General features: G+C 62.1%; 22 protein-coding genes. 15 read left to right on the top strand and 7 right to left on the bottom strand.

Annotated features, from left to right (window positions below):
* The first annotated feature begins 122 nt into the window (after positions 1-122).
* The 7 genes from KBC96_05100 (at position 123) to KBC96_05130 (ending at position 11041) form a co-directional block, all read left to right on the top strand.
* Positions 123-1262, top strand: a complete 1140-nt coding sequence (locus KBC96_05100; protein ID MBP6963767.1) for a family 10 glycosylhydrolase — start codon at positions 123-125, stop codon at positions 1260-1262.
* 1 nt (position 1263) lies between these two features.
* Positions 1264-2538: a hypothetical protein gene (locus KBC96_05105; GenBank protein ID MBP6963768.1), complete on the top strand. Its 1275-nt coding sequence runs from the start codon at positions 1264-1266 to the stop codon at positions 2536-2538.
* Positions 2539-2801: 263 nt separating this feature from the next.
* Positions 2802-3977 carry a hypothetical protein gene (locus tag KBC96_05110; GenBank protein ID MBP6963769.1) on the top strand — a complete coding sequence of 392 codons (1176 nt, stop codon included), beginning with the start codon at positions 2802-2804 and terminating at the stop codon, positions 3975-3977.
* 241 nt (positions 3978-4218) lie between these two features.
* A complete protein-coding gene (locus KBC96_05115) occupies positions 4219-5985 on the top strand; it encodes a DUF4091 domain-containing protein (GenBank protein MBP6963770.1) in 1767 nt (588 codons plus the stop codon).
* 32 nt (positions 5986-6017) lie between these two features.
* Complete coding sequence (locus KBC96_05120; protein MBP6963771.1) at positions 6018-7730, top strand: glycosyltransferase family 39 protein; 1713 nt, start codon at positions 6018-6020, stop codon at positions 7728-7730.
* A gap of 46 nt (positions 7731-7776) precedes the next feature.
* Entirely contained in the window at positions 7777-9489 is a 1713-nt protein-coding gene (locus KBC96_05125; GenBank protein MBP6963772.1) for a glycosyltransferase family 39 protein, read from the top strand.
* A 148-nt stretch (positions 9490-9637) separates the two neighbouring features.
* Entirely contained in the window at positions 9638-11041 is a 1404-nt protein-coding gene (locus KBC96_05130) for a glycoside hydrolase family 16 protein (GenBank protein ID MBP6963773.1), read from the top strand.
* A gap of 30 nt (positions 11042-11071) precedes the next feature.
* Here KBC96_05130 and KBC96_05135 read toward each other — a convergent pair whose 3' ends face one another.
* The 7 genes from KBC96_05135 to KBC96_05165 form a co-directional block, all read right to left on the bottom strand.
* Positions 11072-12355, bottom strand: a complete 1284-nt coding sequence (locus tag KBC96_05135; GenBank protein ID MBP6963774.1) for a hypothetical protein — start codon at positions 12353-12355, stop codon at positions 11072-11074.
* 58 nt (positions 12356-12413) lie between these two features.
* Positions 12414-13286 carry a carbohydrate ABC transporter permease gene (locus tag KBC96_05140; protein ID MBP6963775.1) on the bottom strand — a complete coding sequence of 291 codons (873 nt, stop codon included), beginning with the start codon at positions 13284-13286 and terminating at the stop codon, positions 12414-12416.
* Between the two features lie 7 nt (positions 13287-13293).
* Positions 13294-14163, bottom strand: coding sequence for a sugar ABC transporter permease (locus KBC96_05145; protein ID MBP6963776.1), 870 nt, complete (start codon positions 14161-14163; stop codon positions 13294-13296).
* A 71-nt stretch (positions 14164-14234) separates the two neighbouring features.
* The gene (locus tag KBC96_05150) at positions 14235-15536 is read right to left on the bottom strand and encodes a sugar ABC transporter substrate-binding protein (protein MBP6963777.1); all 1302 of its coding nucleotides are present in this window, start codon (positions 15534-15536) and stop codon (positions 14235-14237) included.
* A gap of 103 nt (positions 15537-15639) precedes the next feature.
* Entirely contained in the window at positions 15640-16437 is a 798-nt protein-coding gene (locus KBC96_05155) for an amidohydrolase family protein (protein MBP6963778.1), read from the bottom strand.
* A 3-nt stretch (positions 16438-16440) separates the two neighbouring features.
* The gene (locus tag KBC96_05160; protein ID MBP6963779.1) at positions 16441-17205 is read right to left on the bottom strand and encodes an amidohydrolase family protein; all 765 of its coding nucleotides are present in this window, start codon (positions 17203-17205) and stop codon (positions 16441-16443) included.
* A 24-nt stretch (positions 17206-17229) separates the two neighbouring features.
* Positions 17230-18462, bottom strand: coding sequence for a DegT/DnrJ/EryC1/StrS family aminotransferase (locus KBC96_05165; GenBank protein ID MBP6963780.1), 1233 nt, complete (start codon positions 18460-18462; stop codon positions 17230-17232).
* A gap of 245 nt (positions 18463-18707) precedes the next feature.
* Between KBC96_05165 and rpsB the strand changes: the two genes are divergently transcribed.
* The 8 genes from rpsB to ispG all read left to right on the top strand — a co-directional run bounded on the left by rpsB (position 18708) and on the right by ispG (position 25739).
* Positions 18708-19595, top strand: coding sequence for a 30S ribosomal protein S2 (gene rpsB, locus KBC96_05170; GenBank protein MBP6963781.1), 888 nt, complete (start codon positions 18708-18710; stop codon positions 19593-19595).
* Positions 19596-19599: 4 nt separating this feature from the next.
* Positions 19600-20202, top strand: coding sequence for a translation elongation factor Ts (gene tsf, locus KBC96_05175; GenBank protein MBP6963782.1), 603 nt, complete (start codon positions 19600-19602; stop codon positions 20200-20202).
* Positions 20203-20265: 63 nt separating this feature from the next.
* Complete coding sequence (locus tag KBC96_05180; GenBank protein ID MBP6963783.1) at positions 20266-20997, top strand: UMP kinase; 732 nt, start codon at positions 20266-20268, stop codon at positions 20995-20997.
* Complete coding sequence (frr, locus tag KBC96_05185) at positions 20994-21551, top strand: ribosome recycling factor (GenBank protein ID MBP6963784.1); 558 nt, start codon at positions 20994-20996, stop codon at positions 21549-21551. Before KBC96_05180 ends, frr begins: the two co-directional genes overlap by 4 nt.
* Positions 21552-21676: 125 nt before the next feature.
* Entirely contained in the window at positions 21677-22414 is a 738-nt protein-coding gene (locus tag KBC96_05190) for an isoprenyl transferase (protein MBP6963785.1), read from the top strand.
* Between the two features lie 3 nt (positions 22415-22417).
* Positions 22418-23602: a 1-deoxy-D-xylulose-5-phosphate reductoisomerase gene (locus KBC96_05195; GenBank protein MBP6963786.1), complete on the top strand. Its 1185-nt coding sequence runs from the start codon at positions 22418-22420 to the stop codon at positions 23600-23602.
* Positions 23595-24650: a site-2 protease family protein gene (locus tag KBC96_05200; protein MBP6963787.1), complete on the top strand. Its 1056-nt coding sequence runs from the start codon at positions 23595-23597 to the stop codon at positions 24648-24650. The genes KBC96_05195 and KBC96_05200 overlap by 8 nt, the downstream gene beginning before the upstream one ends.
* Positions 24651-24680: 30 nt before the next feature.
* On the top strand, positions 24681-25739 hold the full coding sequence (ispG, locus tag KBC96_05205; protein ID MBP6963788.1) for a flavodoxin-dependent (E)-4-hydroxy-3-methylbut-2-enyl-diphosphate synthase: 1059 nt from the start codon (positions 24681-24683) through the stop codon (positions 25737-25739).

Raw genomic sequence — 25739 nt, forward strand, 5'->3', positions numbered from 1 at the left:
TCTCCATACATGTGTAGGTTATGCCATGCATGCGTCAGCCGAGCAGCCTATGACAAAGGGGATGGCGCCGCACGACGAGATGAATGATGTTTCACCATAGCTAATCCCCAGGAGGTATGCAAGTGAAACTCGCAGTTCGATTGGCCTTGCCATTGCTTGTTCTGTCGGCGGCGGCTCTGCCGGCAGCCGGCATGACCGAGTTCCGCGGTTTGTATGTTGATGCCTTCCATCCCGGCATCAAGAACCACGAGCAGGTCACGCAGATGGTCAGCGCCGCCAAAGCGGCGAACTTCAACGCTCTTATCGTCCAGGTGCGCAAACGAGGCGACGCCTACTACAACTCGAAGATCGAGCCGAAGGCATCCGATATCGCCCCCGACTACGACCCACTCGCCGATGTCATCCAGCAGGCACATGCTGTTGACTTGGAGGTACACGCTTGGCTGGCTGTATATGAGGTCGCGCTTGAGTCCAAGTGGTTCGAGTGTTCCCAGCAGAACATATCCCTGAGCCACCCCGAATGGTTGATGTGCTTCAGAGACGGTAAGACTACGCTCGCCCACAGCAAGATCTGGGTAGACCCCGGCGTACCCGCGGTTCAGGATCACTTCGTTTCCATTGTCCTTGACCTGCTCAAGAAGTACGCTGTTGACGGAATCCACCTCGACAATATCAGATACCCGGATGCCAAGAGCGGCTACAATGCCACGAGCTTGGAGCGCTTCAACGGCGAGCGAGCCGGAACCGACATTCCTGCGGACGATGACACCGTATGGAATGCCTGGCGATGCAGGCAGATCACCGACCTGGTACGCAAGGTCAAGGCCAGCATTGAGACGACAAAGCCCGAAGTCAAGCTATCGGCGTCTGTGTGTTCCGAAAGTCCCAAGCTGGCTAGCGAGATATTCCTGCAGGAGTGGAGTGTGTGGACCAGGGACAACCTCATGGACTTTGTCGTTCCCATGGTCTATCTCACCGTGGACCGGATGCCTCGTTATGCCGCACACGCGCTGACTGCGGCTTACAACCGTGACGTATACGTCGGCATCGGCGCATACAGATTGTCGGCAGACCTAGCCTCCAAGCATATCACCGATGTCAGGGGATCTGGCGGGCTTGGCATCGTAGTGTACAGCTATCACTATCTCCGTCCCGACGTTGCGACCGACCAATGCGCCAAGTTGTCGGACCTTCGTTCGTCGGTGTTTACTGACGCTGCGGCAGTTCCAGCCATGCCATGGAAACAACAGGAGGCAAATTGACATGAAGAGCGCACTTAGGGGACCGACCGTAGTAGTATGCTTGTTCGTGGTTGTTTGGGTGTGCGGCTCGGCCCGTGCATGGGATTGGCCCGGGGAACCAGGTGAAGAGATACAAATGAGTGTCGTGGCATCCGCTCCAGCCCATTGCCTGGAGTTTGGCCCTAACAGATCCACATGGGTGACGTGTGTCGGCTCAACTATAGATTTTGTGTTGTTCGCCGATGATTACGATTTCGTATACCCGTCGGGAGGTTACGACGACCTTAGCTTCTCGAACTGGCGTGGCGATCCTCCATACAAGATGCTTGATGAGTATCAACAGTGGACAGGCATGTATTGTGGCGAATGGACCAACACGTTCTCGAGTATAGGTCGATACGTGTACAACCCTACGGCCTGTGATGCAGGCAATATCTATACGGACGGCAGTAAGCAGTACGAACTCATAGTTATCGTGGTCAACCTCACTCTAGACTCTCCTGAGGACGATATGCGTTTCATCGTAGGAATGAACGAGTGCGACATTGCCGTGATTGCGACGGTTGATGGTTACTATCCAGCAGATGCTAGCTATGATGTGCGATGGTGGGTCACCCCTGAAGGCGGGGGCTCAAATGAAAAGGGTTCAATGACATCAGCAGGAGAGGGCAGGTATACCGCGGTCTGGAATACTGATTATACGGAGCGAGGCAACTGGGAAGTGAAGACGGTGTTGTATGTGAATGGAAATGCGATGTGCTCTGCCCAGACGGCGGATATATTCTGCGCCAAGCCAACGTGGCCGATGTGTAGCGGAGGAACTAATGGTCTCATTGTCCAATGGCTGCATGGCGACTCGTCATGGTTAGGAGTGGATGTTGACATCAGCGGGACAGGCTGTAGCGGTACGACACCTTTGTTGGCTTCTGAGGACGGATCGGCTTCCCCACATCAATTTACGCCTTCTCAAGATCCGTGCAACACTACTTACTGTTATGCTAATCTGGTAAGTTATAATACATTCAACGTGCGGCTGGTAAATACCACCAACCCTACATACGATTCGAGGTCCCTACAGACGGATCACTGGCACATGATGAATGCAGGACGAACATCGGGGACGGTTGATTACCACCAGTCATTAGGCAATGGCGGGTATAGCGGCAATGTACAAGGATCACATGACCATTTTATCACTAAAGTCAATGGTTCGTGTGTTTCGCCGGACAGAACAGGCGCAACTGGCAATGGCTCGAACACAAGCTGTGGGCAGCAGCTGCATCCCAATTGGAACTAATAATACTTTAATGGATTGTGGCCTGATGTATTGATGGTGTAGTGCATATTTCGCTTGAACAGATTACTGGAGGCAGATGCATGTGGGCTCGGAGTTCGAAGGAACTATCTCTCTCTGTAGTTGCTGTATCGCTATGGCTGACAGTTGTGGGCAACAAACATGGCGCTGCGGAGCAGGGTCGCATTTCGCCATCCTTGGCCTGGACTATGGAAAGTGCTGCAGGATTCACACGGGCCATCTCCTTGACAGACGGGGGGGCTGTTGTGAGCACAGCTTGTTGCGAGCCAGATGGTGTCAGCAGATCTGGTGGCAATACTGTCTACCGTATTGATGGTAAAGGCCATACTGTCTGGAAGTATCCAGCTCCGGAGGGCTGGAAGATAGGGCTCAGGGATGCCACACCTGCAGGCGACTTTGTGCTTGTACGACTCATCTCCAGCGAGGATCCGGGCAGGATGAAGTTGGCAGTGCTAGACACTAACGGTAAACCGGTAAGGTCAACACCAATGGCGGAGTCGAACTGGGTGTGGATATCGCCAGACGGCAAACATGTACTGCGCTGGACTACTGATACGGCATCCTTGATCCTTGAGCTATCGGCTTCTGGAACTCAAGTGTGGGAAAAAGGTGATCTAAAGTCGGCACTCGGCATAGCCACCGTTGATTTTGTTCAGCCCGTTCTGCAGGCTGGGTTTGTCCTCGTGGGCGACGCCGCACTGGGCAGAGTCGCGGGCATCGACATCCACGGGAACCACATCTTCACCATGAACGGTTTGAACTGGTATCCGCCGCCCGCGAGCCCGGTGACCGCTGGAAACGAGGGCCGGTTCCTGGCAGTGAAATCAGCTAAAGTGAACTGCACCGACCCGTTCAGCATAGATAGGGTTTCGAAGAGCGGCTCGACACCCCTCCCCGCCCCGCTCGAGAGTGTGAGTGACGTGCTTGTCCTCCTTACTATACCGCAGAGCAACTTGGACTTGCTTGTGCCCGGACAGGCAAAGCTAGTCTGGAAGAGGACTCAGGTGATCTCGTATGTGCCGGGAAGACGGATACCACGACAAGGCGCGTATGGTGGATCCATCCTTGCGTTGGATCTGCTTGAGCAGGAGATCGACGGCAAGGTCGTGAGCTGGTTGACCACATTGACGGAGCAGTCGGCAACTACTCGTAGTTTCACCGCGCGCGGAGTGCCGGATCAACAGGTGACTTGGCCGATTGCCAACATAAGTGCTGTTACGGATGTCTTGCTTCTGACACCCAATCTGCTAGCGGTCAGGTATGGCACACAGCCACAGATGCTACACATAGTCGATCAGACCGGTAAGGTCCAATGGGATTCTGATTCCGGCGAGAAGATTGCATCGGTATCATTCACCCCAAGCAGGAGTTATATGCTCGTGGAGTCGCCGAATAGGATCGCGGGCTATCGATTGGACTGAGCGCCGATACGCAGTGCCTATAGGTTAGCTGCCTTCCTCGTGAAGTCAGGTAACACCGATGTGCTTGCGGCATCCTGCACGGACCTGCCGTACCGTCGCCCGCAGAAGGAGGCCCGCACACTGCGTCGCGCCGGCCCTCCGCGCCCCCACCACCTACCCGAACCCGAACCGGCACGGCCCTGCGCCACCGCATTTGACTCTTCGGACGTTGAATGGTAGTGTTGACGCGGAGGGATCGGAGATGGAGCGGAGGGATGTGTTGAAGGGCATGGCGGCGGGAATGGGCGCGCTGGGACTCGGGGCGCTGGATAAAGTCGAGGCTGCGACAGAGAGGCCCGTGAAGTCGATCGAGCGGAACGAGATGAAGTTCTGGCTGGAGACCTCGCTGAAGCGTGTGTTCCCCAACTCTCCGCCGGGTGACGCCGGTCCGCTGAGGCTACTCGCGGCGCGGAACGAGCGGGTCTCCTTCCAGGCGTGCCTGCGCGTACTGAAGACGACAGCGGTCCGGGTCCGAGCCTCCATCGAGGGCGCGGATGGTCTCTCGCCGGTCATCCGTAGAGTCGGGTTCGTCCCGCTCCAGGGGCTCGACATAGATGTCCCGAAGGACGAGATAGACGGCATCGGCCATATCCCCGGCTTGGCCCCCGATCCGCTCTACCCCGAGGACTGGGCGCACGTCGGACCGGAAGCCAACTGCGCCTTCTGGTTCACTCTCTCAGTCCCCAAGGACGCCCAGCCTGGAACGCGCAGACTGACGGTCCGGCTCACCATTGAGGACGAGACCTCGCACACCGGTTGGCTGGGAGTCAAGCCCTGGAGCGTGGAACTCCCTGTCGAGCTGACGATCCATCCACTCGTCGTGCAGCGCCGGAAGGACTTCCCGGTCACCCACTGGATCTTCCTCGAATCCATCTGGGACTGGTACAGGATCGAGCCGTACAGCGATCGGTTCTGGGAACTGGCGGAGGCGTACGTCGCGGACATGGTCGCTCACGGCGTGGACTGCATCTACTCCCCGATCTTCAACAACCGCCATGAGATCATGCCGCGCCCGGCCCAACTTCTCAGAGTCAGGCGCACCGGCGAGCACGCGTACGAGTTCGATTTCAGCGACGTGCGGCGGTGGATACGGATGGCGCTCCGATGCGGGGCGAACTACGTCGAGTGGACGCACTTCTTCACCCCCGCGCCGACGAGCGGGCGATATCCGCAGCACATCTGGGAGCGCTGGGACGAGCTCGGCGAGATGCTCTGGCCGGCGGAGATCAGCGCGACATCGGAGACCTACCGCGGATTCCTGGAGCGGTTTCTGCCCGAGTTCAAGCGCATGCTCGAAGAGGAAAAGGCTCTCGACAAGTCACTCTTCCACTGCGCGGATGAGCCGGACGGCGACGTGCAGATGGCCGACTACCGGAAGGCCCGCGGACTGCTGAAGGAACTCGCGCCGTGGATGAAGGTGATGGACGCGATGAGCGATCCGCGCTTCGCTACCGAGCGGCTGAGCGACATGCCGGTACCGAGCATCGTCACCGCTCCGCAGTTCACGGCGGCGGGGTGCCCGGCGTGGACCTACTTCTGCTGCGGGCCGAGGGGGCGGTATCTCCAGCGGCTGCTCGATACTCCTCTGGCGAAGCTCCGGATGGCGGGATGGCTTTTCTACAAGCTCGGCGCGAAGGGGTTCCTCCACTGGGGGCACAACTACTGGCACGTCTTCTGCACCGGGACGATCGGCAACCCGTTCCACGATCCCGCGAACGGTTCGTGGCCGTGGCTCCCGTACGGCGATCCGTTCGTCGTCTACCCCGGAGCGGACGGCCCGATGAGTTCGGTCCGGTGGGAGGTGCTCTCGGAGAGCCTGCAGGACTACGCGCTGCTCCAGTCGGCGGGTATCGAACCCGATGACCCGATGCTGGCGGAGCTGAAGGACTACGAGACCTTCCCCAAGTCCGAAGACTGGCTGAAGGCGGCGCGAGCGAAGATCCTGACAGGTCGGCACCGCGCCGGTTGACGGCGGCTCGGACATGAGGCTACACTGCTCTCGTGATGCCTGACACCAACCTTACAAAGCAACAAGTGGACGGCGGAGACGGGGCGGCGCGGCAGCCTCTCCGCGCTCGCCTGGAGGCGCTCATCCCCGTCGCGGTCGTCGTTGCGCTCCTCGCGCCTTTCGTGCGCCGAGCCTTCTCGATAGACGATCCCCTCTTCATCTGGATGGCCGAGCATATCCTCAAGCATCCCTTGGACCCCTACGGCCTGAGCGTCAACTGGGGTCTTGTGCGGGAGCCGATGTCCAAGGTGATGCAGAATCCCCCGCTCGACAGCTACTTCATCGCGGGCGTGATACGTCTCGTCGGGTTGAGCGAGGTCAGGCTTCACCTCGCGTTCCTTCTGCCGGCGGCCGTGGCGGCGTGGGGCATCTATCACATTGCCCGACGATTCTGCACTCGTCCGCTCGAGGCGACGCTCGCAGCGGTTCTTACACCCGCATTCCTGGTCTGCGGCTCCACGGTCATGTGCGACATGATGATGGTCGCCTTCTGGGTCTGGGCGGTTCACTTCTGGGTGAAGGGCGCCGACGAGAATCGCCTGTGGATGATCGTACTGGCGAGCGTTCTGATCGCACTGAGCGCCCTGACGAAGTACTTCGGCGCGGTCCTGATCCCCCTGCTGCTTGCTTACCATTTCCTCGCGAAGCGCAGGCCGGCTTACTTGCTGAGCTTCCTGATCCCCGTTCTCGTGTTGATAGCCTACAACTATTGGACGCAGTCGCTCTACGGGCGCGGGCTCGTGTTGGATGCCTTCAGGCAGTCGGGGCTGTACCGAGAGGAGATCGGAGCCGCACTGCTGCCCAAGACGATGACCGGACTCGCCTTCGCCGGGGGATGCCTCGCAAGCGTCATCTTTCTCGCTCCTCTCATGTGGAGTCGAAGGGCGCTGGCCGGCTGGGTCGGGACCGCGGCGGCGGCGGTGGTCGTGCTGGGACTGGCCAGCGGCCATTCGCTGAAGTTGGACGGGGCCGACCGATGGCTTCTCTCCGCGCACATGGGTTTGTTCGCGGCGGCGGGAGTAAGCCTCTTTGCCCTTGCCGCCGCGGATCTGACCGAGCGAAGGGACGCGGACTCGGCCCTGCTGTTCCTGTGGATGGCGGGTACGCTGTTATTCGTAGGCGCATTGAACTGGACGGTGAACGGTCGCGTGATTCTTCCGGCGGCGCCGGCCGCGGGGGTTCTGATGATGCGCCTGGAAGAGCGGCGGCGCCTGCACGGCAGGCCGGTCCAAGGCCGTTCGCTCGCCCTGCCCCTGGCGCTCAGCGCCCTCCTCGCGCTCGCGGTCGCGAACGCGGACTACCAGTTCGCCTGCTCGAGTCGCACCGCCGCGCTGGCCATCCATGAAAAGTTCGGCGGGCAGGGGACGAGATGGTTTCATGGACACTGGGGTTTCCAGTACTACATGCAGCGGTTAGGGGCCGAGCCGTACGACAACGACACGACAGTCTTCACTCTCGGTGATGCGGTGATCCTGCCCGTCAACAACACGCTGGTCGGTCGTCCGCCTGCGGGGGCGAGAGTAATGACCGGGGATTTCCCGGGAAGCGCGTGGCTCTCGACTATGAACAAGCAGCGTGGGACCGGGTTCCACTCCGACGTCTGGGGGCCGATTCCCTACGGGTTCGGACTCACTTCGCCGGAAACATACCGTGTTATGCTGGTGGACGAGTGGAACTATCCTTTGTTGAAACACTCCGCGAAGTGACGGGCCGGTCGAAGAAGGTGCGTCACACGCACTTCCAGAGGTTGACATGACCGATTCGAATGCCGGAAACATCGAGGAGCGTGGCGCGACGCTGGAAGCGGCCGCCCGGCGCGGAATCTCCGAGCGCCTGTCGGTCCTGATTCCGGCCACCGTCGCGGCGCTTCTTCTGGCGCCCTTCATCCGCAGGGCGTTCGGCGTGGACGATCCCCTGTTCATCGGGATGGCCGAGCAGATCCTCAAGCACCCTCTCGACCCATACGGTTTCACCGTCAACTGGTCGTTCTCGCAACAGCCGATGTCGGTTGTCATGCAGAACCCCCCGCTGAACAGCTACTTCATCGCCGGCGTGATCCGCTCCGTCGGGTTGAGCGAGGTCAGGCTTCACCTCGCATTCCTTCTGCCTGCGATGGCGGCGGCGTTGGGGACCTACCTCCTGGCGCGGCGTTTCTGCACCCGTCCGCTGGCGGCGACTTTCGCAGCGGCGCTCACGCCCGCGTTCGCGGTCTCCGGGTCTACCGTCATGTGCGACATGATGATGCTGGCGCTCTGGGTGTGGGCGGTGTATCTCTGGGTCAAGGGGACGGAGGAAGACCTCGTGTGGATGATCGTCCTGGCGAGTCTGCTGATCGCCCTGAGCGCCCTGACGAAGTACTACGGCGTTGCTCTTATCCCTCTGCTGCTCGCCTGGTCGCTTCTTTCGAGCCACAGGCCGGCACGGCTCCTCTGGCTCCTGGTCCCGATTTCGCTGCTGATCGCATACAACCTGTGGACGAAGGCCCTGTACGGGCGTCCCCTGATGCTCGATGCGTTCGGGCTCTCGGGGCAGTATCGCGAAGCCCTGGGTACGCATCTCTTCCCAAAGACAATGGTCGGGCTCTCGTTCGCCGGGGGATGCCTCTCGAGCGTCATCTTTCTCGCTCCGGTTCTGTGGAGCCGCAGATGGCTCGCGGCATGGACCGCGCTCGCGGCGGGTCTGACCCTGCTCTGCCGGTACACCGAGGCAGTCACGAGCTTTCCGATCGAGATGGCGGACCAACACCGCTGGCTGATTGCGCTGCACCTCGGAGTGTTCGCAGCCGCCGGGGCAAGCATCTTCGTTCTGGCCCTCAAGGATCTTTCTGCGCGCAGGGATGCGGACTCGGCCCTGTTCTTCCTGTGGCTCGCGGGCACACTGATCTTCGTCGGCCTGCTGAACTGGACGGTGAACGGCCGCGTGATCCTTCCGATGGCTCCGGCGCTCGGCATAGTGGCAGTGCGGGCGATCGAGCGTCGCGGGAAGCCGATATCGTCGCTCGCACTCGCCGTGCCGATTATACTGAGCGCGCTGGTCGCCCTGTCCGTCGCCCATGCCGACCGCCAGTTCGCCGACTCTCAACGCGCGGTCGCCTACGCCCTGCACCGGGACTTCGAGACCGACGGCACGATGCGCTTCCAGGGACACTGGGGGTTTCAGTACTACATGGAGCGACTTGGAGCGAAGCCTCTCGAACTCCGGCGCACCAGGTTCCGGCCGGGCGACGTGGTGGTCATACCGGAGAACAACACCTGCGTGGACATCCCTCCTCAGGGACTGACGATGCACAGGGGAGAGTTCCCGGGCAGCCGCTGGCTCTCGACGATGAGTTTCCAGCGCAAGACCGGGTTCCATTCCGACGCGTGGGGGCCGATACCGTACGGCTTGGGCCTCACCTCCCCGGAGATCTACTACATCATCCCGATGGACGATTACAACCTCTCACTCCTCGCGCCGCCCGAGTAGTTCCCCGGCTTCCGCGACGATGTTGCCGGACGCCATTGACAGCAATCCCGCGCGTGGTATACTGAGGACAGCGCCGGAGAACGAACATTCGTGCCGGTCGCACTGCGCGAGTGATTCGCGAATCGCACGGGTTGGGGGGAGTAGAGTCATGTCGAGAGCGTTGATGATCCTGGTGATCGCGGCTGCGTCCTGCGTCCGGGCCCATTCGGCCTGCGAGGTTTCCGTCACCGCGGTTGCGCCGTTCGGTGAGTTCGGCAGCATCTCCGGCACGGTGAGCGGCGTCGTCCCCGGCGACTACCGAATCGCGCCGCTGGTATTCTTCCCCGGCAGCGGCTGGTATTCGAAGCCGTACTATGACAACAGGCGCGTCGTGTCCATAAACCCGGACGGCACATGGACGGCCAATGTGTTCTGGGTCGGCATGGACCGGCAGGCCACTATGGTCGAAGCATATCTGATACCCGCTTCCTCTTTCCCGGCATGCTACCCCAGCTATGTGGAGGCCGCAGAGTGCGTGCCGGCCCAGTTGAAGAACGCGGCCGCGGCTTGCGCCCGAGCCGTCAGGCCCTCGCAGCCGCGCTTCACTTGGTCCGGATTCGACTGGATCGTCAAGGCGAACGAAGCGGTCGAGGTCGGCCCCGGACCGAACTTCTTCTCATCGAATCCCGCAAACGTGTGGGTGGACGAACAAGACAGGCTGCACCTTCGAATAACTTACAGAGACGGCAGTTGGTACTGCTCCGAGATCGCGCTGGACTCGAGGCCCGGGTACGGCACGTATCGTTTCTGTTTCGACAGCGCGGTGCATGCGCTCGATCCGAACGTGATCTTCGGCCTGTTTCCATGGTCCGATTCCTGCTCAGATCCCGATCACCGCGAGATGGATTTCGAGTTCTCCCGATGGGGAGACCCTGCCGGCCTGAACGCCCAGTTCGTCATCCAACCGTACGACGCGCCGGGCAACACGGAACGGTTCAGCATGCCGTCCTGCGCGGAGTCCGTGCATACGATGGAATGGACGCCCGGCCGGGTGAAGTTCAAGTCGGAATGCGGAGACTGCTCGGACGCCTCCGGACGCACTCTCGTGCATGAGTGGGAGGTCGCCGACGCCGCCAGGGTTCCCGACAGCCTGGATGAGCGTCTGCGCATCAACCTCTGGCTTCGGAAAGGGCTGCCCCCGACGAACGGGCAGGAGTCGGAAGTGGTGCTGAAGAGCTTCCAGTTCGTGCCGGCGGAGACGGGCAAGCCCGTCGTCGGGGCCACCAACCGCGCCGCCGCCGACCCGCTGATCGCGACCGCGAGTGACGACTTTATCTTCAGGCTGTGGGGCCACGTGCAGTCGGCGGACTGTGAGTACCTCACGATAAGCGACGGCTCAAGGGCCGAATCCGGAGGACCGCTCTCGGTCAGGGTGCTGGAGCCGTTCCACTGCCTGAAGCCGGGCGACTACGTGCTGGCACAGGGCGTGTTGAGCCTGCTCCCGGGAGGCGTACCGCATCTCGACGCATCCTCGGGGAGAGTGAGTGTGCTTCTCACCTCGGGAAACAGGTAAGACCGGCGCGGCAGGCACAGACCGGACCCGTCAGCCCGCCAGCCTGCGGAGGAGCCTGCCCGCTGAGTTCGCGATCTTGACGCCTGCGGAGGGCTCGAGGGTCGCCGAAAGGATCGGCATCGTCTCGTACGTGCCGGGATGGAACGCGTCGAGCGTCGGGATGTAGCCGAACGACCCGTTGGCAAGCTCGCCGACGAAAGTCTGATCGAACGGCGACCACTCCTTGATACTCAGCCCGTATTCCACGAAGTATTCGCCCTCCGCGCCGACGAACGCCGTGTCGCCGACCCGGATCGCCTGGACCTCCACGTCGGCCGTCTTGCCGTCGAGGTCGTAGTCCTCGATGCGGACCGCCTGCGCGATCTCTATCTCGCTGGCGTCTTCCTTCCGGCGGATCTCCGCCGCGCGTTCCCGAAGGGCTTCGGTCATCGGGTGGTAGGCGATCTCAAGCATCTCCGACTCGACCCCGACCTTCCCGCTCTCCATCGGCCGCGAAAGCTCGGACGCCGCCAGCACCTTCCCGGCGAGCACCCGGGCGATCCTCTGCATCTCCGCCTCGCCCTTCTGCTGGTCGGGGCTGGTGACGTCGAGATGGTTGATGTTCCCGCAGGTGCCCTGCAGGAATACCACCAGCGGGTGGTTCGGGTAGATCGAGCTGACGATGCGCGACATCTCGCCCGGGAAATCGGCCGATATCTCCTCGATGCCGATGACGTCCACGTGCAGAGAGTAGTTCGCAATGATCGCGATCGGCTGGCCGTCCGGTCCGTCGAGACGCAGGACGTTGAGCTGCGGGTCAATGGGTCCGTCCGGGCCGATGATCTCCGGGTTCTGCTTGCCGGGGTTGAACTGGACGGTGCCGTCCTTCATTCGGAACCGGCGGTTGAATGCGATGCGGTCCTCGTATTCCTCGGCGAGGCGAGGAGTCACGGGCCGGAGGCTCGCGTGGGCGCGGATGGCGGCGTCCGCGATCATCTGAGGCAGGCGGCCGATCCATGCCTGGTTGATCGGCACGTGCTTGTTCGGGTGGGTCTCCGGCCCGGAATGGGTGTGCGTGGCTGAGATCCAGATGTTCCCCGCCGGGATGCCCGTCGCCTCCGAGATGATCTCCCGCGCCTTCTCGACCTCGTCGCGCATGACCCGGCAGAGATCGCACACGACGATCGCGGCCTTGGTCGTCCCGTCATCGAAGACGACGGCCTTGGCCATCAGATCGTCGCGCACGGCGGTCGAGACCCGGTCGTGGAAGTACCCGGCGAGCGACGTGCCCACGGGCGGGGTGATGATCCAACTGCCTGCACCGGCTTTGAACATGAGAACCTCCTTGTATGAGTCCCATGCGGCGGATGGGACGTGCACGACGAATGGGTTTCTAGCCCTTGATGCCCGACATCACGATGCCCTTCACGAAGTACTTCTGCGCCGAGAAGAAGATCATCAGCACGGGCAGGAGGACCGCGATCGAGGCGGCCATCATCAGGTGGTACTCCGTACCGTGAAGGCTCTTGAACGATGCGAGGCCAAGGGCCAGGGTCTTGTTCTCCATTGACTGTATGTAGATCAGCGGGCCCATGAAGTCGTTCCAGTGGGCCATGAAGCTGAACACCGCCACGGTAGCCAGCGCGGGCTTCGACAGCGGTATCGCCACGTTCCAGTATATCCCGAGCGGGCTGCACCCGTCCATCTTCGCGGCGTCCTCCAGTTCCGACGGCAACGTCATGAAGAACTGCCGAAGCAGGAAGATGAAGAACGCGCCGCCGCCGAAGAACGCCGGCACGATCAGAGGCTTGAGCGTGTCTATCCACTGCAGGTGCGTGAACAGGATGAACGTCGGGATCTGCGTGACCTGGGCCGGGAGCATCATCGTCGAGAGCACGAGGATGAAGAGCCCGTCCCGCCCGGGGAACCGCATCCGGGAGAAGCCGAACGCGACGAGCGACGCGCTGAGCACCTGCCCGACGATGCAAGCGAACGTGATGATGAGCGTGTTCTTGAGGAACAGGTGGAACGGCAGGACGGTGAGCGCGTCGGCGTAGTTCTTCCAGACGGCGGGATGCGGAATCCAGGACCGGTCCTTCACGATGATCTTGCTCGCCTCGGTGAGCGAGGTCGAGAGCATCCAGAAGAATGGGATCAGGAAGACGCATGAGAGCGCGATCAGCACGAGATAGCTGAACGCGATCTTCAGGTTGTTGTAGAGCCTGATCCGGGGATCTCTCGTTCTCCGAACGACTGTCACTGCCATAGGTCGCCTACTGGTAGTGCACCCACTTGGGCGCAAGCTTGAACTGAATCAGAGTCAGCGTCATGATGATTAGGAACAGCAGCCAGGCCATCGCCGACGCGTACCCCATCCGGAAGTACATGAACGCGTTCTGGAACAGGTACAGGACGTAGAACAGCGTCGCGTTCATCGGGCCGCCACCGGTCATGATGAACGCCGCGCCGAACACCTGAAACGCGCCGATGATGCTCATGATCAGGTTGAAGAAGATCGTCGGACTGAGCATCGGGATCGTCACCTTGCGGAACTTCTGGAACGAGTTCGCCCCGTCAATCTCGGCGGCTTCGTAGAGCTCCTCCGGGATGCCCTGGAGCCCCGCGAGGTAGATGATCATCCCGCCGCCGACTCCCCAGAGAGCCATGATGATCAGCGCGGGCATCGCCCACTGGGGGTCCGCGAGCCACTTGGGCGGGTTCGCGACCATGGGCACCCACTTGACAGCAAGGCCGTTGGCGAAGTCCAACCAGGGAACCTGATGCCTGAGCGCGCGGTTCAGCAGCCCCAGTTCCGGGTTGAATATCCACGTCCAGAGCAGGAAGGTCGCCACACCCGCGGTGACCGACGGCACGTAGAACAGCGTGCGGAAGATGCGCATCCCCCGGAGTTTCTGGTTGAGCAGGAGGGCGGTTCCAAGCGCGCCGACCATTCCGAGCGGGATCGCCGCCGCCGCATAGTACAGCGTGTTCAGGAGCGACTTGCGTATCAGCGGGTCTTCCATCATCTTGGCATAGTTGCCGAACCCGACGAACTGGGCGGGCGTCAGGATGTCCCACTTGCAGAAGCTGATTGCGAGAGAGGCGATGACCGGCCCGGCGGCGAACACCAGGAACCCGATCATCCACGGTGATATGAACAGGAAGCCCTGAACGGCCTCCACACGCTGCAGCTTCGAAGTCCTCTCTCTCTTCGTCACCACACCTCACCACCTATCGCTGAGTTGACCTCTGCGGCGAACTTCCTGCACGCTCCTCCAACCGTGTCGTAGCCAAGCCACGCGGCCTCGAAGTTGGTCATCGCGCGGCTGAACTCGGTGAACTGCGGCGGGAACGGCGCCTGCCTGCCGTATTCGATCGCCTCGATGAACACGCGGTCGCTCGGCGGCGATATCGGCGACTTCAAGACCTCGTCCGACATTGCTACCTTCTTGTAAGCGGGAAAGGCGTTTCCCGCCTTGACGTTCAGGAGCGCTCCTTGCTTGTCCGAGAGGAACTTCAGGAACTGCCACGCCTCTTTGGGATGCTTCGTCGAACTGAGTATGCAGTTCCCGCCCCAGATGAACGTCGTGGAGCGGCCTGCGGGGCCCTTCGGCATGTGCGCCACGTCCCAGGGGAACTCAAGACCCTTGCTGAAGATCTTGTACGCGTAGCGGCTGTCGGCGATCATCGCAGCGCGCTGGGCCATGAACATCTCCTGGAAGCTCTGCCCGAGATTCTGGGTGGCGGTCGGCGCAACGTGCTCCTTCAGGCTCAGGTTGACGTAGAACTCCAGGCCGCCGATGGACTTCGGATCGTCCATCAGGCATTTCGTCATGTCCTCGGATAGTATGTCGCCGCCGTTCGCCCATACCCATGCGGGCCAGCGGTTGTAGGAGTTGATGTTCACGAACCCGAACTGGTCCGTCGCGCCGTCGCCGTCGGTGTCCCGCGTAAGTTTCTTCGCCGCCCAGAGGAACTTCTTCCAGTCCCAGGTCTTGTCCGGGTACGGGACCCCGGCCTCGTCGAAGAGCTTCTTGTTGTAGATGAGCGCGATGGTGGAAAAATCGCTCGGCAGGCCGAGGAGCTTGTCCTGGTAGCGCAGCCCGTCGAGCACCTGAGCGAAGTAGTCGTCCACGCGGAACGACGGGTCGCCGGCGATGACGGGATTGAGATCCATCAGGAGGCCCTTCGAGGCATAGAAAGGAAAGTTCTGCTGGGTGATGTGGACGATGTCGGGCGCGATGTTGCCCGCGACGAGAGTCAGCAGTTTGGCGTCGTAACCGGTATCGCCCATACTCGAGTTGAGGCGGATCTTGATCTTGGGATGCGTCCGCTCGAACTCGGGGATGAGGTACTTGTCGTACAACTCGAGGAACTCCGGCGTGGCGTAGTTGTACCACTCGATTATGATGCGGCCCTTGCCGTCGTACTCCGGCCGAATCTTGGGTTGAAGCACCCACCGAACCAGCGGCACGGCGATGATCAGGACAACGAGATAGGTCAGCGCTTTCTTCATACTTGCTCAGACAGACGCGGACACACGAACAGGTGCCGTGGCTGTAACACCGTGTCGTCGGTCCGGGAGGGAACGGTCCGACTCAGGACTTCCCGTCCGCGTTTCAGGGTATTCCGAATATCCGGGCGGCGTTGAGGCCGAAGACCTTGCGCTTGTCGTCGTCGCCGATCTTCGCAAAGGCCACGCGGCCCACCTGCGGCCGGGCGTCGAGAAACGGCAGGTCGGTTCCAAAGAGAACCCTCTCCGCGCCCAGCCTGTTCACCATGCGCTCCAGTGTACCATAAACGACGACGGAACCGGTAATCTCGCAGTAGATGTTCGGGTGATCGAGGCACGCCTCGATGGACTGCTCGGCGCCCTCCGAGCCAAAGCCCGAGTGCCCGAGCAGGATCGAGACATTCGGGTAGGTCCCCGCGAGACTCCCGAAAGCCTTGACGGGATTCCTCCCGCCGGTGCTCGTGTGCGACAGAAGCGGGAGCCTGTGCTCGTTCGTCCATTCCCATACCACGCGGTACTTGTCGTCATCAACGGCGAGCTGATGCAGGTCCGGATGAATCTTGACGCCGACCATCCCGCCGGCGAGACATCTCTCGAGCTCGGCGACCACTTCCGACGCGGGGTAGTTCGGGTTGACGGTGGCGTAGCCGTAGACCCGCCCGGGGAAGTCGCTCATCCCCTGCAGGACCTCGTCGTTGCCGTAGCTCATGTCCGGCCCGATGGCGGCGTGGTGAGCGGCGATGCACGCCCGGATGCCGATGCGGTCCATCCACCGGACCATATCGGCCGCGCTCGGCGCCGGGACGTTGAAGACGGGGTAGTATCCCATGTGGCAGTGGGCGTCTATCACCAAATCATCGGTCAGGGGAATACCACGCAGGACTTTCTCTTGCAGATCAGGCATATGCTATTCTTCCTGCCACGCCAGCAGCGCCCGGAGGTTGTCCCCCGCGATGAGGCGCTTGTCGGCGTCGCTGATATCGGCGTAGGTTATCTGGGCGATAGAGGATCCCGCTTCCGTGACCGGAAGCCCCGATCCGAAGAGCAGCCTCCCGGCGCCGAACCGGCCGCATACCTCCTCGATGCCGGACGGGACGGCGTACGTCGCCGCCTCGATACGCAGGCCTTCATACTTCTCCATCAGCGGGTACATCATGCGGTCGCACCGGTAAGAGGTCCGGAGCAGGCAGAGGTTCAGCCCGGAGTGATCGCTGAGCAGTTCCGCAACGTTCTCCCAACTCGTCTGGTCCATGTCGAGGAACAGCGGGATGCGCTTCGCCTCCAGCATAGCGAGGAGATCGCCCGCGCACCAGTCGGCGAGCCTCCACGAATGCGCCGCGGGGAAGGCGCGTACCGCGCGGACGCCCGCCTGCTTCATCTGCGCCAGGAGGTCGTCCGGCTTCGGCATCTCGCCGGTGTGGTGAGGCATCACGACCCAGCAGGGATACATCGAACCGCGGCCTCTGATCTCATCCAGGAGCATCGAGTTGCCCACCGACGGCGCGTATTCCTTCGCCATCGAGTGGTGAACGAGCGCCTCGGAGATGCCGACGTGAGCCATCTCGTCCGAGAGAGCATCGGCGGTCGTGAAGGCCTCGGGGTGCGGCGTGCCGTACCGCCCGATCCGGGCGTTGCAGTCGAAAAAGCTGAGTTCGTTCATGACTTCTGACATGAGGAACGGCCGACGCGCCGTTCCCTACTCTGTGATCTCCCCCACGTTAGCCTTGATCTTGGAGATCGCGGCGGCGATCTCGTCCATGTCTTGCTTCGCGCCGAGCAGCATGTTCTGGCCGAACCAGACCGACTCGCTCGCGCAGGCGTTCTCCGCGACAGGGCAGCAGACCTTGCCGTAGTCCATCTTCCGTTCCGCGAAGGCACAGCCGATCGGACAGCCGTCCGGCTCCACGTAGAACATCTGCTCCTTGTAGAGCGGGACGTACCCCGCGCCGCAAGGGATTCCTTCGGCATTCAGTGCTTCCAGGAACTTCGCCCTCGGCAGGCCGCCGAACGCCGCGGCGACGTATCGGAATATGTAGAGGTGATAGGCGTGAGTCGTCACCCTGGGGTCGCGCACCAGCGGCTTGATGCCCCCGATCCCCGAGAGCAGGCTGTCGAGGTAGAGAGCGTTCTCCTCGCGGACCTTCATCTGATCCTCGAGCCGCTTCATCTGTTCGAGCAGGATCGCCCCCTGGAACTCGGTCATGCGCAGGTTGCTGCCGAGGATGCGGTGCTCGTACCACTTGCCCTCGGGCACGCGGCCGCAGTTATGCAGGGACCAGGCCGTTGCGTAGACTTCGGGTTTGTTTGTGACGACGATTCCACCCTCGCCGGCGGTCAGGTTCTTGCTCGCCTGGAAACTGAACGTGCCCGCGTCGCCGAGAGCGCCGATCCGCCTGCCGTTCCATGCCGCGCCGTGAGCCTGCGCCGCGTCCTCGACGACCTTCAGCCCGTGTCTCCCGGCGATCGCCAACACGCCGTCCATGTCGGCAGGGCCGCCGCCGATGTGGACCGCCAGGACCGCTTTGGTCTTCGGAGTGACCGCCGCCTCGATCTTCGCAGGGTCGAGGTTGTACGTGTCGTCGTCTATGTCCACAAAGACCGGAATGGCCCCTATGTTGAGCACCGAACTCGCGGATGCGATGAACGTGTACGGCGGGACTATGACCTCGTCGCCGGCCTTGACTCCGACGGCCTTGAGCGCGACCTCCAGGGCGACCGTACCGTTGCAGACACAGACGCCGTATGCCGCATCCTGAAACTCCGCGAACTTCTTCTCGAACTCGGAGACCTTCGAGCCCGTGAGCATCCCCCAGTTGCCCGAGCGGACGACGTCCCCTACCGCCTTCACCTCGGTGTCGTCGAACACCGGCCAGCCCGGGAACGGCTTCGCTCGGGTCTTCTCCCCGCCGTTTATCGCCAGTTGCGCCATCGCAATCGCTCCTTGGTTCGTCTTTTTGGGCCGCCTGCGCGGCGGCCTCGCGTATGTTCGACGCGCGCGCCGGACTTCCTCCGCGCGCAAGGTTGCTTTCTCTTCCCGCATGTGTTATACTGCGCTGTCCGGCGTTCGATGGATGCCGGAACACTACACACTCTCCCGGACTTCGGCGCTGGTGCCTTCGGGTCGGAACCGGGGAACGATGGGAGAGGCGGTTCAAACCAGAAAGGAGCATTCAGTTGAGTTCGATCACCATGAAGGAACTCCTCGAAGCAGGAGTTCATTTCGGCCACCAGACCCGCAAGTGGAACCCCAAGATGAAGCGGTACATCTACGGAGGCCGAAACGGAATCTACATCATTGACCTCCACCAGACCCTCAAGCTCTTCGACGTCGCCCGCGACTTCATCCAGGAAGTGGTCGGCAACGGCGATTCCGTGCTGTTCGTAGGCACGAAGAAGCAGGCCCAGGACGCCGTGGAAGAGGCCGCTCGCGGCTGCGGCATGTACTGGGTAAACCAGCGATGGCTCGGCGGCATGCTGACCAACTACAAAACGATCAAGATCAGGATTGACCGCCTCGCGGAACTCCGCAAGATGGAGGAGGAGGGCACTCTCGAGCGGCTGACCAAGAAAGAGGCCGCCCTGCTCCGCGAGGAGATGGAGAAGCTGGAGCGAGTCCTCGGAGGCATCAAGAGCATGCCCAAGCTCCCCGGCGCGATCTACATCGTGGACCTGAAGAAGGAGCATATCGCGCTCGCCGAGGCGAGGAAACTCGAGATTCCCGTCGTCGCGATCGTTGACACGAACTGCGACCCGGACGAGGTGGACTACGTCATTCCGGGCAACGACGACGCCATCCGCGCCATCAAACTCATCACGGGCAAGATCGCCGAAGCGATCGTCGAGATCCGGCCCGTCGAGGTCGAAGACGCGGTCGAGGAGGTCGAAGAGGCCGAGGAAGAAGAGAAGCCCGAGCCGGTGGACGCCATCGCCGACGAGGACCTCGTGATGGCAGTTGAGGAAGAAGAGATCGTGGAAGACGAGGACGAGGAAGTCGTCGTCGCCAAGAAGCCTGTCGCCGCAGTAGCTGAGGACGAAGACGCGGAAGAGGACGAGGAGGAATAGAGACGTGGCGGATATCAACGCTGGAATAGTCAAAGACCTGAGAGAGAAGACCGGCGCCGGAATGATGGACTGCAAGAAGGCCCTTCAGGAGTGCGGCGGTGACATAGAGAAGGCGATTACCATCCTGCGGGAGAAGGGCGCCGCCGTGCTCGCCAAGCGCGAGTCGAAGACCGCCTCGGAAGGCACGGTGGAGACCTACATCCACACCGGAGGCAAGATCGGCGTGCTCGTGGAGTTGAGCTGCGAAACGGACTTCGTGGCGAAGACCGACGACTTCAAGGAGCTGGCCAAGGATATCGCCATGCACATATCCTGGAGCAACCCGGAGTACCTGACCCGCGAGGACATCCCGGCCGAGAAGCTCGAGGCCGAGCGCGAAGTCCACAGGCAGTGGGCGATGAACCAGGGCAAGCCCGAGGCCGCTCTGCCCAAGATCGTCGAGGGCCGCATGGACAAGTTCTTCTCGACGGTCGTACTCATGGACCAGCCGTTCATCAAGAACGAGGACCAGACCATCGGAGAGCTGGTGAAAGAGAAGGCGGCCAAGCTCGGCGAGAAGATGGGGGTCCGCCGGTTCGCCAGGTTCAGGGTCGGCGAGGAAGGCTGATCTGTGATCTGTCCCATTGGTCTTATAGGACAGATGGGACAGATGGGACAAATGGGACCTGATATGACGCCACAAGCTCCGAAATGGAAGCGAGTCCTGCTCAAGCTGAGCGGCGAGGCATTCGCCGGCTCCCAGTCATTCGGTATTGACCCCGACACCGTCAAACGCCTGGCCGAGGACATAGTAGAGGCGCGCCGGACCGGCGTGGACGTGGCGGTCGTCGTCGGAGGTGGGAATATCATACGCGGCGGAAGGGCATCGAGCAAGGGGATAGACCGCGCGAGCGCGGACTACATGGGCATGCTCGGCACGGTCATCAACGCCCTTGCCCTGCAGGACGCCCTGGAGAAGCTCGGCGCCGACACGCGCGTCCAGACCGCCATAACGATGTCCGCCGTGGCCGAGCCGTTCATCCGCCGACGCGCCATACGGCACATGGAGAAGGGCCGCATCGTCATACTGGCGGCGGGGACCGGCATGCCGTACTTCTCCACCGACACCGCCGCCGTGCAGCGCGCGCTCGAGATTCACGCCGACGCGGTGCTCAAGGCGACGAACGTTGACGGCGTCTACGACAAGGACCCCCGCAAGAACACCGACGCGGTCAGATTCGAGCAGCTCGACTTCATGGAGGCGATCAGCAAGGGCCTGGGCATAATGGACCTGACGGCGTTCTCGCTCTGCAAGGAGAACGACCTGCCGATAGTGGTTTTCGATGCAAGCAAGCCGGGAAACATCAAACGGGCCGTCTGCGGCGAACCGATCGGAACTTACGTTGGGAGGGTAGACCAGTGATCTCCGATGTGATCAACGAAACGGAACGCAAGATGAAGAAGGCGGTGGAAGCCGCCCAGCACGACTACACGACGATCCGCACGGGGCGCGCCAATCCGCAGCTTCTGGAGCGAATCACCGTTGACATGTACGGCAGCCCCATGCCGGTCAACCAGCTCGCGACTATCTCCGTTCCGGAGCCGAGACAGCTCGTAATAGCCCCCTGGGACAAGACCGCCATAGCGGCGATCGAGCGCGCGATCCAGAAATCCGACCTCGGGCTCACCCCGTCGTCCGACGGGAACGTGATCCGGCTGAACATCCCGCATCTGACCGAGGAGCGGCGCAGGGAGATGATCAAGGTGCTCCACAAGAAGGCAGAGGAGCACCGCGTAGCCGTGCGGAACGTCCGCCGGGACGGCAACGAGGAACTCAAGAGACTCGAGAAGTCGCATGAGGCGTCTGAGGACGACGTCCACCGGGCGCAGGAACAGATTCAGAAGTTCACCGACAAGTACATCGAGCAGATAGACATCGTCACTCACGCCAAGGAAGCGGAGTTGATGGAAGTGTAGTCCGCTCCTGCGACAGATTCTGCCAGGCATGGGAGTATGGGATTGCGGGGGATTCCCGCCATAGCCCATGCTCCCATTGACTGTGAGGTGCCGGAGTGACCGACATCGAGCGCGTACAGCATGAGATCGGCGTAACGCTCGACCCGGAGCGGATGCCCGAACACGTCGCGATCATCATGGACGGCAACGGCCGCTGGGCGACCGGGCGCGGTCTCCCGCGGATCATGGGCCACCACGAAGGCTACCAGACCGTCCACAAGATCGTGACAGCGGCCGGCGAACTGCACCTCGGAGCGCTGACGCTCTACACGTTCTCGACCGAGAACTGGCGGCGACCGAAGGAGGAGGTCGAACTGCTGATGGCGCTCATCGAGGAGGCCACGCGGAACGAACTCCCTACTCTGCTCGAGAACAACGTGAAGCTGCGGGTCTCCGGGCGGATGCTCGAACTGCCCCAGTCGCTTCAGGACGCGCTGAACGACAACATCGAGCGGACGAAGAACAACACCGGGCTCGTCCTGAACCTGGCGATCAACTACGGCGGCCGGGGCGAGATACTCGATGCGGTCCATGCGATATGCCACAAGGTGATGGCCGGGGAGCTTCACCCCGATTCGATGACGGAGGAACGCTTCTCGAGTATGCTCTGCACGGCCGGTCTGCCGGACCCCGATCTCTTGATCCGCACGGCGGGAGAGCTTCGGGTGAGCAACTTCCTGCTCTGGCAGATCGCCTACGCCGAGATCTGGGTAACCCCCACCCTCTGGCCGGACTTCCGCGAAGCCGACCTGGTCCGCGCGGTCGCCGACTTCCAGCACCGAACGCGCAAGTTCGGCAAGACCGCCGACCAGGTTTCGAAGTAGCCTATGAAGACCATCTCCATCCTCGGTTCGACGGGTTCGATCGGCACGCAGGTGCTCGATATCGTCTCGCGCCTCCCTGAGCGGCTGAAGGTCGTCGGGCTTGCGGCGCATCGGAACGTCGAGCTTCTGGCGGAGCAGGTCCGCAAGTATCGGCCGTCGTTGGTGTCCATCGGGACGGAGGAGAATGCTGCTCGGCTGAGGGAGATCCTGAAGCGAACATCGAACCTCGAACGTCCAACATCGTACCCAGACATCGTGTGGGGACAGGAAGGGTTGACGCGCGTCGCCGCCATGCCGGAGGCGCAGACCGCTGTCATATCAGTGGCGGGCGCGATCGGGCTGGCCCCGACGATCGAGGCGATCAAGGCGGGGAAGGAGATCGCCCTCGCCAGCAAGGAGGTCCTGGTCGCCGCCGGGAGCCTCGTGACGAAGCTCGTCGAGGAGCACGGAGTCCGAATGCTCCCGATAGACAGCGAGCACTCCGCGCTCTTCCAGTGCCTGGACGGCGAGGACCCGAAGTCGGTCCGGCGGCTGATCCTGACCGCATCAGGCGGCGCCTTCAGAGACCATCCCGTGGAGGCGCTCAGGACGGCGACCATCGAGCAGGCCCTCGCGCACCCGAACTGGACGATGGGCCGGAAGATCACGATAGACTCCGCGACGCTGATGAACAAGTGCCTGGAGATCATCGAGGCTCGCTGGCTCTTCGGGGTGGACGCCGAACGCATCGAGGTTGTTATTCACCCTCAGAGTATAGTACACTCGATGGTGGAGTTTGAGGACGCATCGGTGATCGCTCAGCTCGGAGTGCCCGATATGCGCCTGCCGATCCAGTACGCCCTGCTCTATCCCGAGCGGCCCGATACCGGCCTCCCGAGGCTCGACATCACCGCGTGCGGGCGGCTCGACTTCCGCGAGCCGGATCTGGAGCGCTACCCGGCGCTGAGCCTGGCCTATGAGGCGCTCGAACGTGGAGGAACCATGCCCGCGGTGATGAACGCCGCGAACGAGGCGGCGGTCGGCCTGTTCCTCGAAAAAGCGATAGGCTTCCTGGACATTTGCGGCCTCACGAGGAAGACGATGGAGAGCCACTCGGTCGTCCAGGAGCCCACTCTCGATCAGATCATTGAGGCCGACGCGTGGGCTCGACGAGAGGCCGCTGCGGCGGCGGAGGACTGCATTGCCTGATTACATAACCACTGCGCTCGCGCTGATAGTGCTCCTGGGGACGCTCGTCCTCTTCCACGAGGTCGGGCACTTCGCGATGGCGAAACTGTTCCGGATTCGCGTGGACGAGTTCGCATTCGGCTTCGGCCCTAAGTGGATTCGCCTGTTCAAGCGCGGCGACACCGAGTACACTATTCACCCGTTCCCGCTCGGCGGCTTCGTCAAGCTGGCGGGCATGGATCCCGGCGAGGAGGATGTGCCGAACGGTTTCAATACCAAGCCGGTGTGGCAGAGGATCGTCGTCTACTTCGCCGGGCCCCTCATGAGTTTCGCACTAGCCGCGCTCGTCTTCTCCCTTATGGGGGTCACGACCGGACTGCCGGTCACAGGTGACATCGTGAACCGCGTCGAGTTCGTCTACCCGGACACCGCGGCGGAGAAGGCCGGACTGCGCACGGCGGACTACATCATCGCCATAGACGGCGAGGCGATCAGTTCGGGCGAGCGGATGGTGAAGATCATCCACGGCAGTCCCGGCAAGGCGCTCCGTCTCACCGTGAAGCGCGGAGAGAAGGTCTTCACCGCCTACGCCACCCCGAAGGCCGAGGAAGTCGACGGCAAGATGATCGGTCTGCTCGGGTTCATGCCCACGCCGAAGCTTCAGCGGATCGGTGTCGGCGAATCGGTGCTCTACGGAATGGACCGCACGCGCGTCTTCGTGGTCGGCATAGTCACGGTGATATTCAGCAAGGAAGTCGGCGAGAATGTCGGCGGGCCGATTGCGATCGCCGACGCGACCAAGACGAGCGTGAAGCGGGGCGTGTTCGGCTTCCTCCAGTTGATGGCGATCCTGAGCCTGAGCCTGGGCGTGATCAACCTGCTGCCGATACCGATCCTGGACGGCGGCGCGATCGTTCTGCTCGCGGCGGAGGGCGTTCGCGGCAGGCGGCTATCGCCACGGACGCTCGAGGTGGCGCAGAGGATCGGCCTACTGCTGATAGCCGCGATATTCTTCTCGATCATGTACCTGGACCTGAGCCGCCTCGTTGACGGACGACTGTTCAGGTAACCGGGAAGTCCAGAGGTCAAGGTCCGGGCCGTGTGTGAGAGGCGGAAGACGAGACAAGTCCGGGTGGGCGACCTGCTGATCGGCGGGAACGCGCCGGTGTCGGTGCAGTCCATGACGAACACCCCGACGAGGGACGTCGCCGCCACGGTCGCCCAGATCGAGCGCCTGCAGGAAGCCGGATGCGACCTTGTGAGAGTCGCCGTGCCTGACCGGGAAGCCGCCGATGCGCTAGCCCGGATCAAGGAACGCATACTCATACCTCTCGCGGCCGATGTCCACTTCGACTACAAGCTCGCACTCGCCGCCATCAAGCAGGGCGTAGACAAACTCCGGCTCAACCCCGGCAACATCAGAGATCCGGAGAAGATCGGGCTGATCGCCGACCGCGCCAGGGAGCGCGGCATCCCCATCCGCATCGGGGTCAACGCCGGCTCGATCGACCGCAAGCGCTATGGACTCACTCCCGAGGGCCTCGTTCAGAGCGCATTGGACGAGATCGCCCTGCTCGAATCGAGGGGTTTCACCGACATAGTCGTCAGCCTCAAGGCGTTCGACGTGCCGATGACAATCGAGGCCTACCGTCTTATGTCGGAGAGAGCAGCCTATCCATTGCACCTCGGCATCACGGAGGCCGGGCTCGCATGGCACGGCACGATCCGCTCCTCGGTCGGGATCGGCGCGCTGCTGGCGATGGGCATCGGCGACACGCTCCGGGTCTCGCTCACGGCCGATCCGATCGAAGAGGTGCGAGTCGGCATCGAGATTCTGAAGTCGCTCGGTATGCGGAAGACAGGGTTCACGCTGATCTCGTGCCCGACCTGCGCCCGGTGCGGGATTGACCTCGTCGGCATCGCGACCGAGGTCGAGCGGCGGCTCGCCGAGATGAAGGACCTGGAGCCGATCACGGTCGCGGTCATGGGCTGTGAAGTGAACGGTCCGGGCGAGGCGCGGGAGGCGGATGTCGGCGTCGCGGGCTCGAAGGACGGCGGGGTGATATTCGCCGGCGGACAGGCGCTCCGCAAGGTGTCCTCGGCGGAGATGGTGAACGAACTCCTGTCGGAAGTGCGCAGGGTCGCCGGAAAGAGGTAA

The sequence above is a fragment of the Armatimonadota bacterium genome (genome assembly GCA_017993055.1).
Lineage (GTDB): Bacteria > Armatimonadota > UBA5829 > DTJY01 > DTJY01 > JAGONM01.